Genomic DNA, 13230 nt, shown 5'->3' with positions numbered 1-13230 from the left:
TTAAGGGGTTATGTTTTATTTGCTGAATATATAAAAAGAGTCATTAAGAAGGCCAGAATTCTCTGGCCCGGGTTAAATTAATGATTGGAGAACCAGTTCAGTTTATCGCGCAGGCCAACAACCCGACCAATAATAATTAGCGATGGACTGTTCATTTGCTGAGCAAGTTCACCGAGTTGCGTGAGCGTACCGTCAATCACGCGCTGCGTGACTGCCGTTCCGTTTTCGACAATTGCCACCGGCATTTCGCCAGGCATACCGTGTTCAATCAGCTTTTGCTGAATAGTCGCGGCCTGATTCAACCCCATATAGAACACCAGCGTCTGTTTTTCTGCCGCCAGGTTTTCCCAGTCCAGCTCGCCACCGGTTTTTAAGTGTCCGGTAATTAAGCGTACGCTCTGGGCATAATCGCGATGCGTGAGTGGAATACCCGAATAGGCAGAGCAACCAGAAGCTGCGGTAATACCCGGAACCACCGAGAACGGAATACCCGCGTTGCACAGTGTTTCCAGCTCTTCGCCACCACGGCCAAAAATAAACGGATCGCCACCTTTCAGCCGCACCACGCGTTTGCCTTTTTGCGCTTCCCGCAGCAGGATCTGGTTAATCTCTTCCTGCGGTACACAGTGGTATCCCGCGCGTTTGCCGACGAAAACGCGATCAGCATCGCGGCGTACCAGATTCATAATATCGTCAGAAACCAGACGGTCGTAGACCACCACATCTGCCTGCTGAATTTGTTGCAGTCCTTTCAGCGTCAGCAGCCCGGCATCGCCCGGACCTGCACCAACCAGCACCACTTCACCGCGATGGTCGAGCGGTTCGTTGATTAACTGTTCGGTCGTTTCAGTAATGGCTTTCTGATCGTTGTTTGCCAGCGACTGCGCCAGGCGGTCGTTAACGAACAATTTCTCCCAGAAACGGCGACGCTCACTCATCGTGGCGAACTGTTGTTTCACTCGCCCGCGTAATTGCCCGGCATATTTCGCCACCTGGCCCAGATGCAACGGCAGCAGTGATTCGAGTTTTTCGCGCAACAGGCGCGCCAGAACCGGAGAGGTGCCGCCAGAGGAGACCGCTACCATTAGCGGTGAGCGGTCAATAATCGACGGCATAATAAAGCTGGCGGCTTTCGGCGCATCAACTACGTTACAGAAGATGCGACGAGCTTCAGCGGCTTCGCTGACGCGCTGGTTAAGCGTGTCATCATCCGTCGCTGCAATCGCCAGCCAGCAGGTGTCGAGAAGGCTTTCATCAAATGGCCCTTCGACGAGGGTTAACATGCCTGCATCTGCCCATGCGGTGAACTGTGGAATAAACGCTAATGCATTCACCGTTAAGCGAGCGCCTGCGTCTAACAGCAACCTTGCTTTGCGTTCCGCGACATCACCACCGCCGACAATCAGACAGTCGCGATCGCGTAATTGGCAAAATATAGGCAAATGATCCACGTAAAAACCCCTTAGTAATTAACCGGCAGCTGTTTCAGTTTGATTAAATTTGTCCGCAACCGGACGATTCGCTTTCGGCGTAGCATACCAATAACCCAATCCCATGAATACGGCACCTGATAAAGTATTACCCAGCGTCACCCACAGCAGGTTATGACCAATACCCGCCAGCGTGTAGGCTTCGCTGTGGTTGCCGAACCAGGAGAGCGCGAACAGCGTCATGTTAGCGATAGAGTGCTCGTAGCCGGACGCGATAAATGCCAGCAGACACCACCAGATAGCGATAAATTTCGCCGCCCCTTCAGTGCGCAGCGCCATCCAGATTGCCAGGCAAACCAGCCAGTTACACAATGCACCTTTGAAGAACAGTACCATTGCCGGTGCAGTGGTTTTAGCCAGCGCGACGGAGTGAACGATGCTGGTATCTACCGGCAGCAGGCTACCGCCGCCCCAGCTATAGAGCATGGCAACGAAGACGGAACCGACCAGGTTACCCAGCCAGGTTTGCGGCAGGATTGCCCACATTTGCCCGTGGCTGATGCTGCCCGCTTTTACCCCAAAGGTGAGGAACATGGTGTGTCCGGTGAACAGTTCAGAACCGGCGATAATCACCAGCGTTAAGGCGATACCAAAGGTCGCGCCCATCACCAGCGGACGTACGGACGGGTCGAGCAAATTACCGAGCGTGAAAATCAGGATGATCCCAAGACCCACATATGCGCCCGCCATGGCGGAGCTGACCCAAAAGCCGAGCGGGTTATTTGCCGACAGGCGTGCAATGCGCGCAGCATTAGCCGCACACTTATTAATAGTGTCTGTAAACATTTGATTATCCTTTAAAAAATAAAAACAAAAAATAAAACAAAAAGTTTAAAAAATGTCCTGCAATATACCGAAGGTCATTACAGGACCATGCAAAAAGGGGAGGCATTGCGCCTCCCGTTAAAACATTAACCGCGCAGCTGCACCACGCCGTCTTTCACTCGTGCTTCGTAATGTTTGACGGAAAACTGTTCGTCTTCCATGCACAAGCCATCACTTAAGCGAAAACGCTGTTTTTTCAGCGGGCTGGCGACCCACAGCTCGCCCTGGTGTTCCGCAATCAGCCCGCGTGATAGCACGCTGGACTCGAAGAACGGATCAATGTTGCTGATCGCAAACACCTGGTCGCTGTGATACGGGCGGAAAATCGCTACCTGCTTGTCACCTAACAGTGCGCAGACGCCGGTTTCAGGCAGGATGTCATCGATTTTGCAGATGTCTTTCCACTGGCTCATGCGTTGTCCTCCACCAGAGTTACCGGGATACGTTCATACGGCGTTGCCGGACGGTGCTGTTCGCGCTCTGGCACCATCTGCACGTTCGGGTCACGCTTGTCGCTGTTGATGAAGTGTTTGAAGCGAGTCTGCGCGGACGGTGTATTGACCGTTTCAGTCCACTCACACACTACCGCTTCACGCAGGCGCGCCATCTCTTCTTCCAGATGAGCGTTCAGCCCCAGTTTGTCGTCAATGATCACCGCTTTCAGGTAATCGATGCCGCCTTCGAGGTTTTCTAACCACGGCGCGGTACGCGTCAGTTTGTCGGCGGTACGGATGTAGAACATCATGAAGCGGTCGAGATATTTGATCAGCGTTTCGCGATCGATATCCGCTGCCAGCAGATCCGCATGACGCGGTTTCATGCCGCCGTTACCGCAAACATACAGGTTCCAGCCTTTTTCAGTGGCGATAATACCCACGTCTTTACCCTGAGCTTCTGAACATTCACGGGTACAGCCGGAGACACCGAACTTCATTTTGTGCGGCGTACGGATGCCTTTGTAGCGGTTTTCCAGTTCCACGCCGAGGCCGACGCTATCGCCAACACCGTAGCGGCACCAGGTGCTACCCACGCAGGTTTTCGCCATACGCAGTGCTTTCGCATAGGCATGACCGGTTTCGAAGCCAGCTTCAATCAGCTGACGCCAGATTTCCGGCAGATCGTCTTTCTGTGCGCCAAACATCGCCAGGCGCTGGGAGCCGGTGATTTTGGTGTAGAGATTAAATTCACGCGCGATACGACCCACTGCCATCAGCCCTTCCGGGGTGATTTCACCGCCCGGAGAACGCGGGATCACCGAGTAGGTGCCGTCTTTCTGGATGTTAGCGAGGAAGTTGTCGTTAGAATCCTGCAGCGGAGTATGTTCCGGCTTCAGAATGTATTCGTTCCAGCAGGAGGCCAGCAGCGAACCGACGGTTGGTTTACAAACTTCACAACCGTAGCCTTTGCCGTGTTTCGCCAGCAGTTCTTCGAAGGTTTTAATGCCTTCAACGCGGATCAAATGGAACAGTTCCTGACGCGAATAAGCAAAGTGTTCGCACAGGTTGTTGTTAACTTCGATGCCCTGTTTCGCCAGTTCCGCGTTCAGTACCTGAGTGACCAGCGGGATACAGCCACCGCAGCCAGTACCCGCTTTGGTTTCAGCTTTCAGCGCCGCAACTGTGTGGCAGCCTTTGTTGATGGCAGCAATCAGATCACCTTTAGTGACGTCGAAGCAGGAGCAGATTTGCGCGCTGTCCGGCAGTTTATCAACACCGATAGACGGCTTACCGCTACCCGAGTGCGCCGGCAGAATCAGAGAATCCGGGTTTTCCGGCAGCTCGATAGCGTTCAGCACCAGTTGCAGCAGGTTGCCGTAGTCGCTGGTATCGCCCACCAGTACCGCACCGAGCAGGGTTTTGTTGTCTTCGCTGACAATCAGGCGTTTGTAGATCTCTTTACTTTCGTCGAGGTAAACATAGCTACGTGCGCCAGGCGTGCGACCGTGCGCATCACCAATACCACCTACGTCTACGCCCAGCAGTTTCAGCTTGGCGCTAAGGTCAGCACCTTCAAAGGCGTTTTCGCTACCCAGAATATGGTCAACGGCGACCTGCGCCATTTTGTAGCCTGGTGCTACCAGACCAAATACACGGTTGTTCCAGCTTGCGCATTCACCGATGGCGTAGATATCCGGATCGGAAGTCTGGCAGGAATCATTAATGACAATCCCCCCACGCGGAGCAACGTCCAGACCACACTGGGTTGCCAGCTTATCGCGCGGACGGATACCGGTAGAGAAGACGATAAAGTCGACTTCCAGTTCGCTGCCGTCGGCAAAACGCATGGTTTTACGCGCTTCGACACCTTCCTGCACAATCTCAAGGGTGTTTTTGCTGGTGTGAACGCGCACGCCCATACTTTCGATTTTGCGACGCAGCTGCTCGCCACCCATCTGATCAAGCTGTTCCGCCATCAGCATAGGGGCAAATTCGATAACGTGGGTTTCAATACCTAAGTTTTTCAGCGCGCCAGCGGCTTCCAGACCTAACAGGCCGCCACCAACAACGGCACCGCGTTTGCTGCGACGGGCGCAGGATTCAATGGCGTTGAGGTCTTCAATGGTGCGATAGACAAAGCAGTCCTGAGTATCAGAACCTTTGATTGGTGGGATCCACGGGTAGGAACCGGTTGCCATGATCAGCTTGTCATAAAAAACGGTACGTCCGGCGCTGGAGTGAATCACCTTCTCCTGACGGTTGATGGTGATAGCGCGTTCGCCGACCAGAACTTTGATGCCGTGTTTCTCGTAGAAGCCTTCGCGCACCAGCGACAGCTCTTCGGCGGTGTGGTGAGAGAAGTAAGATGAGAGGTGTACGCGGTCATAAGCGATGCGCGGTTCTTCACAGAAAACGGTAATATCAAAGTTGGCCGCATCAGATTTATCAAGAAGATCTTCGATAAAGCGATGGCCGACCATACCGTTACCGATAATTGCGAGTCTGACTTTGCTCATTTTTGCCTCGATTTCTTTTCTATTACCGCCTACCTTAACGATTCAGCAACCCCGCTTATTGATGTAAATCAAATTCACCTTTATATACTCCTTAAGGGGTATATTGCTGATTTGTATAAATTTTCTTAAGTCACGGAATTGTCTGACATTTCATGTTTGTGCAAAAAATGGACAAAATGAACGGGTTTATAGAAATAGATGCACGTAGCGGGGGAAGAGAGGAAAAGGCCGGACGACGATAGTGCCGTCCGGCATTAGCAATTAATGAGAGGTCAGGGTGTTATGCTGACGGTGACGGCTGACGAAACCTAACAGGAAGCACATCACAAAGACGACAGCGTACAGACCGTTTGCTGTAAGCAGTGCCGCCTGCGGACCGCTATGTTCAACAATCGTGCCGGTAACCACAAAGGTCAACATAGTACCGATGGTTCCGCAGGTCAGGACAAAGTTAACCAGTTTTGGCGACGGTACTTTGGTCTGCTGTGAACCCAGGGTGATGATGGTGGTATAGATCGCGCTGGAGAAGAAGCCCAGAGCGAGAATTGACCACGCCATATGTACTGGTGTTCCGGTGTTAAAGACGTACATCAGAATCGCAGCCAGACCAGCCAGTACGGTCAGAATGCGTTGCAAATCAAAGAAGCGAAGAATAAAGCTGAACGCCCACATGCCGACCATGTATGACATCCAGAAGTTACTCACCAGCGTGCCCGCGTCGTTCAGGCTCATGCCCAGGCCTTTGGCATACTCAGGCACCCAGGAGATAAAACCTAACTGACCGAGGATGTAGCACAGCGCCGCAACAGAGAGAAACAGTACGCCGATCCCCCACTTTTCTTTCTCTACCGGAGCATCCGTTTTTGGTGCACGTTTGCCCAGTGCCGGGAACTCACAGCCGAAGGTCAGAATAAAAATAGCGACATACACCAGCCCGATGCAGGCATAAACCCAGTACCACTCAATGCTGCGCGCCAGTAGAAACGCGGCGATCATTGGGAAAATCATCCCAGCCATACTGAAGAAGGAGTCAGTAAATAACAGGCGGGAACCGCGCTGACGCCCTTCATACATTTGTGTTATCAGGAATGTACCAATCGACATAGTAATGCCGCTGACCACCCCGAGAATGAACATCGCCGTCGAGAACAGCGCCAGGCTGTGGCTGAACATCAAACCGGCAACCGCCAGCACCATCAGGAGAAAGCCAAAACGTAACTGCGTTTTCAACGGGACGATTTCCATCAGCCAGGCGTTGAGGAAGATAGAGATTAAAATGCCGGCGTTGAGGAAGGTGAAGGTGTTACTCATACTGGAAACAGGCAGATTGAAATAATCGGCGATATTTCCCATCACCATCCCGGTGACAATAACCAACGCACCAGTCAGTGCGTAGGAGAGAAAGCTAATCCATGTGAGCTTGATGCGATTGCTGTTAGTCATGATTGGCCTGCGTTCAAAAATAAAATGGCATAGCGGGATATGCCGCGAGCGGGCGATTTTAGGTGATTTTATGATCTGTTTAAATGTTTTATTGCAATCGGTTGTTAAATTGCATTTTAAGAGGTGATTTTGATCACGGAATAAAAAGTGATCGTCAGGTTACATATATTTCAGATACGTAAAATTACGTAAAGGGATGGCCTTGTTCTTGAAGGCTATTTAGAATCTCTTCACTTGCTTTTTTTCTGCTCTGTTTGTTAAGGAAATCTCATGTTCAAATCGACCCTGGCGGCGATGGCTGCTGTTTTCGCTCTTTCTGCTCTTTCTGCTCTTTCTCCCGCAGCAATGGCAGCGAAAGGGGACCCGCACGTATTGTTGACAACCTCAGCTGGTAACATCGAACTGGAGCTGGATAAACAAAAAGCGCCAGTGTCTGTGCAAAACTTTGTCGATTATGTGAACAGCGGTTTTTATAACAACACTACCTTTCACCGCGTCATTCCTGGCTTTATGATTCAGGGCGGCGGTTTCACCGAGCAGATGCAGCAGAAAAAACCAAACCCGCCAATCAAAAATGAAGCCGATAACGGCCTGCGCAACACGCGTGGCACCATCGCGATGGCGCGTACCGCTGACAAAGACAGCGCCACCAGCCAGTTCTTTATCAACGTTGCCGATAACGCCTTCCTTGACCATGGTCAGCGTGATTTCGGTTACGCGGTATTTGGTAAAGTGGTGAAAGGCATGGACGTTGCCGATAAGATTTCCCAGGTGCCGACTCATGATGTTGGTCCGTACCAGAATGTGCCGTCAAAACCGGTAGTTATCCTTTCCGCTAAAGTCCTGCCGTAATGATTTCTCGCGCGGGCAATCTTGCCCGCGCTTCTGCTCTCCCGGCGTAACCCGGATTTGCCGCTTATACTTGTGGCAAATGGACACGTTCAGGGAGGCATCAAGTGAAGAAACTCACCGATAAGCAAAAGTCCCGTCTCTGGGAGCTTCAGCGTAATCGTAATTTCCAGGCCAGTCGCCGTCTTGAAGGCGTCGAGATGCCTTTAGTCACTCTTACTGCCGCAGAGGCTTTAGCGCGCCTTGAAGAGCTGAGGAGGCACTATGAGCGATAAATTCGGCGAAGGGCGCGATCTGTATCTTTATCCTGGCCTTGATATCATGCGTAACCGGCTGAACATCCGCCAGCAGCAGCGGCTGGAACAGGCCGCTTACGAAATGACGGCGCTGCGTGCTGCGACCATTGAGCTTGGTCCGCTGGTGCGCGGTTTACCGCATTTGCGCACTATCCATCGCCAGCTGTACCAGGATATTTTCGACTGGGCAGGGCAACTGCGTGAAGTTGATATTTATCAGGGCGATACGCCGTTCTGCCACTTTGCTTATATCGAAAAAGAGGGCAATGCCCTGATGCAGGATCTGGAGGAAGAAGGTTATCTGGTTGGCCTGGAGAAAGCGAAGTTCGTCGAGCGGCTGGCGCATTACTATTGTGAAATCAACGTGCTGCATCCCTTCCGGGTGGGAAGTGGTCTGGCACAGCGGATCTTCTTCGAGCAACTGGCGATTCATGCCGGATATCAACTGAGCTGGCAGGGTATCGAAAAAGAGGCCTGGAATCAGGCAAATCAGAGTGGGGCAATGGGGGATCTCACCGCACTGCAGATGATATTTAGCAAAGTGGTAAGCGAAGCCGGGGAATCTGAGTAAAATAGCGCGGTTCTTTCGTACCGGAGCCGCCATGATCCTGCTTATAGATAACTACGATTCTTTTACCTGGAACCTCTACCAGTACTTTTGTGAACTGGGGGCGGATGTGCTGGTTAAGCGCAACGATGCGTTGACGCTGGCGGATATCGACGCCCTTAAACCACAAAAAATTGTCATCTCACCTGGCCCCTGTACGCCAGATGAAGCCGGGATCTCCCTTGACGTTATTCGCCACTATGCCGGGCGCTTGCCGATTCTTGGCGTCTGCCTCGGTCATCAGGCAATGGCGCAGGCATTTGGCGGCAAAGTTGTGCGCGCCGCAAAGGTCATGCACGGCAAAACCTCGCCGATTACACATAGCGGTGAGGGCGTATTTCGGGGGCTGGCAAATCCACTTACCGTGACACGCTACCATTCGCTGGTGGTGGAACCTGACTCATTACCAGCGTGCTTTGACGTGACGGCCTGGAGCGAAACCCGCGAGATTATGGGGATTCGCCATCGCCAGTGGGATCTGGAAGGTGTGCAGTTCCATCCAGAAAGTATTCTTAGCGAACAAGGACATCAACTGCTGGCTAATTTCCTGCATCTCTGATTTCCGATTGCCATTCAGTGATTTTTTATGCATATTTTGTGATTATAATTTCACATTTATTTATGCGTAACAGGGTGATCATGAGATGGCAATTGAACAAACAGCAATTACACGCGCGACTTTCGATGAAGTGATCCTGCCGATTTATGCTCCGGCAGAGTTTATTCCGGTAAAAGGTCAGGGCAGCCGAATCTGGGATCAGCAAGGCAAGGAGTATGTCGATTTCGCGGGTGGCATTGCAGTTACGGCGTTGGGCCATTGCCATCCTGCGCTGGTGAACGCGTTAAAAACCCAGGGCGAAACTCTGTGGCATATCAGTAACGTTTTCACCAATGAACCGGCGCTGCGTCTTGGGCGCAAACTGATTGAGGCGACGTTTGCCGAACGCGTGGTGTTTATGAACTCCGGCACGGAAGCTAACGAAACCGCCTTTAAACTGGCACGCCATTACGCCTGTGTGCGTCATAGCCCGTTCAAAACCAAAATTATTGCCTTCCATAACGCTTTTCATGGTCGCTCGCTGTTTACCGTTTCGGTGGGTGGGCAGCCAAAATATTCCGACGGCTTTGGGCCGAAACCGGCAGACATCATCCACGTTCCCTTTAACGATCTCCATGCAGTGAAAGCGGTGATGGATGATCACACCTGTGCGGTGGTGGTTGAGCCGATCCAGGGCGAGGGCGGTGTGACGGCAGCGACGCCAGAGTTTTTGCAGGGCTTGCGCGAGCTGTGCGATCAACATCAGGCATTATTGGTGTTTGATGAAGTGCAGTGCGGGATGGGGCGGACTGGCGATTTGTTTGCTTACAGGTACTACGGTGTGACGCCGGATATTCTGACTTCTGCGAAAGCGTTAGGCGGCGGCTTCCCGATTAGCGCCATGCTGACCACGGCGGAAATTGCTTCTGCGTTTCATCCTGGTTCTCACGGTTCCACCTACGGCGGTAATCCTCTGGCCTGTGCAGTAGCGGGCGCGGCGTTTGATATCATCAATACCCCTGAAGTGCTGGAAGGCATTCAGGCGAAACGCCAGCGTTTTGTTGACCATTTGCAGAAGATCGATCAGCAGTACGATGTGTTTAGCGATATTCGCGGTATGGGGCTGTTAATTGGCGCGGAGCTGAAACCACACTACAAAGGTCGGGCGCGTGATTTCCTGTATGCGGGTGCAGAGGTTGGCGTAATGGTGCTGAATGCCGGACCGGATGTGATGCGTTTAGCACCGTCGCTGGTGGTGGAAGATGCGGATATCGATGAAGGGATGCAACGTTTCGCCCACGCGGTGGCGAAGGTGGTTGGGGCGTAAATAAGACGTATCAGGCAAAATATGTCGGATGCGGCGTGAATGCCTTATCCGATGGTTTAGCCTGTATTACGCCTTCGAATCCCGCAACTTGCGACTCAGCCAAATCCCGTGATGCGGTCGCTGACGCCATGCCATCGACGAAATGGTGTGCATGGTGTTCAGATGGCCAATAACCCGCTGTAAATGCTGCTCCAGCGTACCTGCCGCGCCTTCGTGCGGCTGCATCTCCGGCGCATCCATGATATTGGCATCGCCAGAACTACCCGGTTCGTCATACTCCAGTCGCTGCTGACAACGCTGAATGGCGATTTCACAAGACTGTAAATACTCTTGTGCCAGTTCAGGTGGCAATGCCCGGTGTTCCCGCGCCAGCGTGGTCATGGCATTAATATGCTCAACAATAAACTGGCTGTGCGTTACCCACAGTTTCATATCTGCCAGATAATGGCTGTTGAATGCCGGTTCCTGCATCGCCTGATTCAATGAGTTATACAGAGTGTTATGCGCCTGATTTACCCGCATTCTCTGCCAGGCCAGTGGCGTTGGTTGCGGGTCCTCGCTCAGAATCAAGCGAATCGCTTCCTGATAGGCTTCTAAAGCATCATGGGCGTTTTTACGCAATAACCCGCTCTGCCACTGCGGCCACAGCCAGACGGTACCACCGAAAGCAATCAAACAACCAATAATGGTATCGATAAGACGTGGAAGGATGTACTGCTCACCGTTCAGCCACAACAGTTGCAGGGTATACACTGCGGTAATAGTAAAACCGACCGTTGCCCAGCCGTAGTTTTTGCGCAATATCAGGTAGCTGGCGAGGGTGGTAATCAGCATCAACGTCAGGGTGTAACTTTCGGGAATTTTAAAGTGCAGCGCTACGCCCGCAATGATTAACCCGACCACGGTTCCCACGGAGCGATTCACAATCCTCAGACGGGTTGCGCCATAGCCATTTTGTGTCACCAGCAATACCGTCATCAGGATCCAGTACGACTTCGGCAGATGCAGCACGGTGCCCATCAGGCTGGCAACGCTTAACATCACACTGAGTCGTCCGGCATTGCGTAGCGCCGGAGACTTTAGTGACAGATAACTTTTCAGTGCCGGAAGCAACGGCATTCGCCGCTGTTTATCGGCCAGTAAGTCACGGGCATAGAGCGGTTTTTGGGTGCGCAGCACGCGGGCGATGCGGCTGAAATGCCAGTAGCAGAATTGCCCAACCGGATTATCCGGATGCTGGCGGGCGATTTTTTCCAGTGCGCCAATTTGCTTTTCCATCGTAAAACGCGTTGGCAGGCGATGGTAAAGAATGTCATCAGCCAGCACGCGCAGGCGAGCGGCGACGGTTTGCGCATTCCAGCGGATAACTTCTTCCGCATGGCTACGCTCGACCAGTTTTTGCACCTCTTCCGGCTGATGCAAACTGACCGAAATATGTTCCTGCAAATCCAGCGCCTCCTGGAAAATACGCAGCATCCGCTTGTAATCGGTATTGTTTTGCGCGGAAAGCATATGCATTTGCTGATAGCACTGAGTAATTAAATCGACCGCTTTTTGCTGGCGCACCAGCAGCGGTGGCAGCGCTTTTTCAGGATCGGTGTGCTGGGTAAGCAGGCTGTATTTGGCTTCACAATAATCTGCCAGTTCACGGTACAGCAGACTTAGTGACTCGCGCAGCGGTTGTTCGCGCCAGATCCAGAACCAAAACCAGTTAAACAATCCGTACCAGAGAGTGCCCAACGCATAGATGAGCAATGGTTCCCAGACCGGCATGTATCCCGCCAGACTGAGGGTAAAAATGGCGGCGAGCAGCGATGCAGGAAGCAATTTTGCGTGTAATGGCCCCAGCTCAGCAGTGACGCCAAGTACCAGCGTTAATCCGGTCAGCAAAAAGGGCAGGGGAACATCTTTTACCAGTAGCAGCTGTGTCAGTAAGCTACAGGTGGCAAACAGCGACGCACCAATGATTAAGTGTTTGAAAAAACGTTTATGAGGCGTATCAAGGCCCGCAATATTGCAACAGGCAGGAACGAGGGAGAAGAGCAGACCGAATCGTAATTCGCCAAGCATTAACCCAACGGCCACGGGCAAACATAGCACCAGCGTTTGTCGAAGTGCATAGTTGATATCGGGGTGATAAATCAGTCTGCGCCACATCGGGGGAAACAAAATGGCGCGCTACCAGGTAACGCGCCACTCCGACGGGATTAACGAGTGCCGTAAACGACGATGGTTTTACCGTGTGCGGAGATCAGGTTCTGATCTTCCAGCATCTTCAGAATGCGTCCCACGGTTTCACGAGAACAGCCGACAATCTGACCGATTTCCTGACGGGTAATTTTGATTTGCATACCGTCCGGGTGAGTCATAGCATCTGGTTGTTTTGCCAGGTTCAGCAGAGTCTGTGCAATGCGGCCCGTCACGTCGAGGAACGCCAGGTTGCCCACTTTCTCTGAAGTGACTTGCAGACGACGCGCCATCTGTGCAGACAGACGCATCAGAATGTCCGGGTTTACCTGAATCAATTGGCGAAATTTTTTGTACGAAATTTCAGCCACTTCACAGGCGGTTTTCGCACGTACCCATGCGCTACGTTCCTGGCCCTCTTCAAACAGGCCCAGTTCGCCAATAAAATCACCCTGATTCAGATAGGAGAGGATCATTTCTTTACCCTCTTCGTCTTTGATCAGCACTGCCACAGAGCCTTTAACGATGTAGTACAGCGTTTCCGCTTTTTCACCCTGGTGAATAAGCGTGCTCTTGGATGGGTACTTATGAATGTGGCAATGAGACAAGAACCATTCGAGAGTCGGGTCTGTTTGCGGTTTGCCAAGCACCATGCGCGGTTATCCTCTGTTATAAGCTTTCTCCAGAGCCAGATAACGCCGCTGTCTCTGGATTG

Annotated in this window: 12 protein-coding genes; 5 read left to right on the top strand and 7 right to left on the bottom strand. The window is 52.2% G+C overall.

Features of this window, described 5'->3' with window-relative positions:
* Window positions 1-77 precede the first annotated feature (77 nt).
* From cysG to yhfC, 5 genes are all read right to left on the bottom strand, one after another.
* Window positions 78-1451 (bottom strand): siroheme synthase, encoded by a 1374-nt coding sequence (cysG, locus tag SF3387; protein NP_709143.1) that lies wholly within the window; start codon window positions 1449-1451, stop codon window positions 78-80.
* A gap of 18 nt (window positions 1452-1469) precedes the next feature.
* Window positions 1470-2276 (bottom strand): nitrite reductase subunit NirC, encoded by an 807-nt coding sequence (gene nirC, locus SF3386; RefSeq protein ID NP_709142.3) that lies wholly within the window; start codon window positions 2274-2276, stop codon window positions 1470-1472.
* A 125-nt stretch (window positions 2277-2401) separates the two neighbouring features.
* On the bottom strand, window positions 2402-2728 hold the full coding sequence (nirD, locus tag SF3385) for a nitrite reductase small subunit (RefSeq protein NP_709141.1): 327 nt from the start codon (window positions 2726-2728) through the stop codon (window positions 2402-2404).
* Window positions 2725-5268 carry a nitrite reductase subunit NirD gene (gene nirB / locus SF3384; RefSeq protein NP_709140.2) on the bottom strand — a complete coding sequence of 848 codons (2544 nt, stop codon included), beginning with the start codon at window positions 5266-5268 and terminating at the stop codon, window positions 2725-2727. Before nirB ends, nirD begins: the two co-directional genes overlap by 4 nt.
* Window positions 5269-5529: 261 nt before the next feature.
* Window positions 5530-6711, bottom strand: coding sequence for a transporter (gene yhfC, locus SF3383; protein NP_709139.1), 1182 nt, complete (start codon window positions 6709-6711; stop codon window positions 5530-5532).
* A gap of 270 nt (window positions 6712-6981) precedes the next feature.
* On the opposite strand from yhfC, the gene ppiA reads away from it, so the two are divergent.
* The 5 genes from ppiA to argD all read left to right on the top strand — a co-directional run bounded on the left by ppiA (window position 6982) and on the right by argD (window position 10328).
* Window positions 6982-7563, top strand: a complete 582-nt coding sequence (gene ppiA, locus SF3382) for a peptidyl-prolyl cis-trans isomerase A (protein ID NP_709138.1) — start codon at window positions 6982-6984, stop codon at window positions 7561-7563.
* 104 nt (window positions 7564-7667) lie between these two features.
* Window positions 7668-7835, top strand: a complete 168-nt coding sequence (gene yhfG, locus SF3381) for a hypothetical protein (RefSeq protein ID NP_709137.1) — start codon at window positions 7668-7670, stop codon at window positions 7833-7835.
* On the top strand, window positions 7825-8427 hold the full coding sequence (fic, locus tag SF3380) for a cell filamentation protein Fic (protein ID NP_709136.1): 603 nt from the start codon (window positions 7825-7827) through the stop codon (window positions 8425-8427). The genes yhfG and fic overlap by 11 nt, the downstream gene beginning before the upstream one ends.
* Window positions 8428-8458: 31 nt before the next feature.
* Window positions 8459-9022, top strand: coding sequence for a para-aminobenzoate synthase component II (gene pabA / locus SF3379; protein ID NP_709135.1), 564 nt, complete (start codon window positions 8459-8461; stop codon window positions 9020-9022).
* Between the two features lie 85 nt (window positions 9023-9107).
* Window positions 9108-10328: an acetylornithine aminotransferase gene (gene argD / locus SF3378; RefSeq protein ID NP_709134.1), complete on the top strand. Its 1221-nt coding sequence runs from the start codon at window positions 9108-9110 to the stop codon at window positions 10326-10328.
* A 66-nt stretch (window positions 10329-10394) separates the two neighbouring features.
* Here the strand turns inward: argD and yhfK are convergent, their stop codons facing one another.
* Together yhfK and crp are read right to left on the bottom strand one after the other, a co-directional pair.
* Window positions 10395-12485, bottom strand: coding sequence for a hypothetical protein (gene yhfK, locus SF3377; RefSeq protein NP_709133.2), 2091 nt, complete (start codon window positions 12483-12485; stop codon window positions 10395-10397).
* Window positions 12486-12535: 50 nt separating this feature from the next.
* Entirely contained in the window at window positions 12536-13168 is a 633-nt protein-coding gene (crp, locus tag SF3376) for a DNA-binding transcriptional dual regulator Crp (protein NP_709132.1), read from the bottom strand.
* Window positions 13169-13230: the final 62 nt, after the last annotated feature.

This window comes from Shigella flexneri 2a str. 301 (genome assembly GCF_000006925.2).
In the GTDB taxonomy this organism is placed as follows: domain Bacteria; phylum Pseudomonadota; class Gammaproteobacteria; order Enterobacterales; family Enterobacteriaceae; genus ECMA0423.
The sequence above is the reverse complement of the archived record's forward strand: the minus strand, read 5'-3'. Positions and strand labels throughout refer to the sequence as shown.

Bases quoted from the DNA above. Each gene is read 5' to 3' on its own strand.
- nirB (NP_709140.2), bottom strand. From the start codon at position 5,268: ATGAGCAAAGTCAGACTCGCAATTATCGGTAACGGTATGGTCGGCCAT.
- argD (NP_709134.1), top strand. From the start codon at position 9,108: ATGGCAATTGAACAAACAGCAATTACACGCGCGACTTTCGATGAAGTG.
- ppiA (NP_709138.1), top strand. From the start codon at position 6,982: ATGTTCAAATCGACCCTGGCGGCGATGGCTGCTGTTTTCGCTCTTTCT.
- nirC (NP_709142.3), bottom strand. From the start codon at position 2,276: ATGTTTACAGACACTATTAATAAGTGTGCGGCTAATGCTGCGCGCATT.
- fic (NP_709136.1), top strand. From the start codon at position 7,825: ATGAGCGATAAATTCGGCGAAGGGCGCGATCTGTATCTTTATCCTGGC.
- yhfC (NP_709139.1), bottom strand. From the start codon at position 6,711: ATGACTAACAGCAATCGCATCAAGCTCACATGGATTAGCTTTCTCTCC.
- yhfK (NP_709133.2), bottom strand. From the start codon at position 12,485: ATGTGGCGCAGACTGATTTATCACCCCGATATCAACTATGCACTTCGA.
- pabA (NP_709135.1), top strand. From the start codon at position 8,459: ATGATCCTGCTTATAGATAACTACGATTCTTTTACCTGGAACCTCTAC.
- crp (NP_709132.1), bottom strand. From the start codon at position 13,168: ATGGTGCTTGGCAAACCGCAAACAGACCCGACTCTCGAATGGTTCTTG.
- nirD (NP_709141.1), bottom strand. From the start codon at position 2,728: ATGAGCCAGTGGAAAGACATCTGCAAAATCGATGACATCCTGCCTGAA.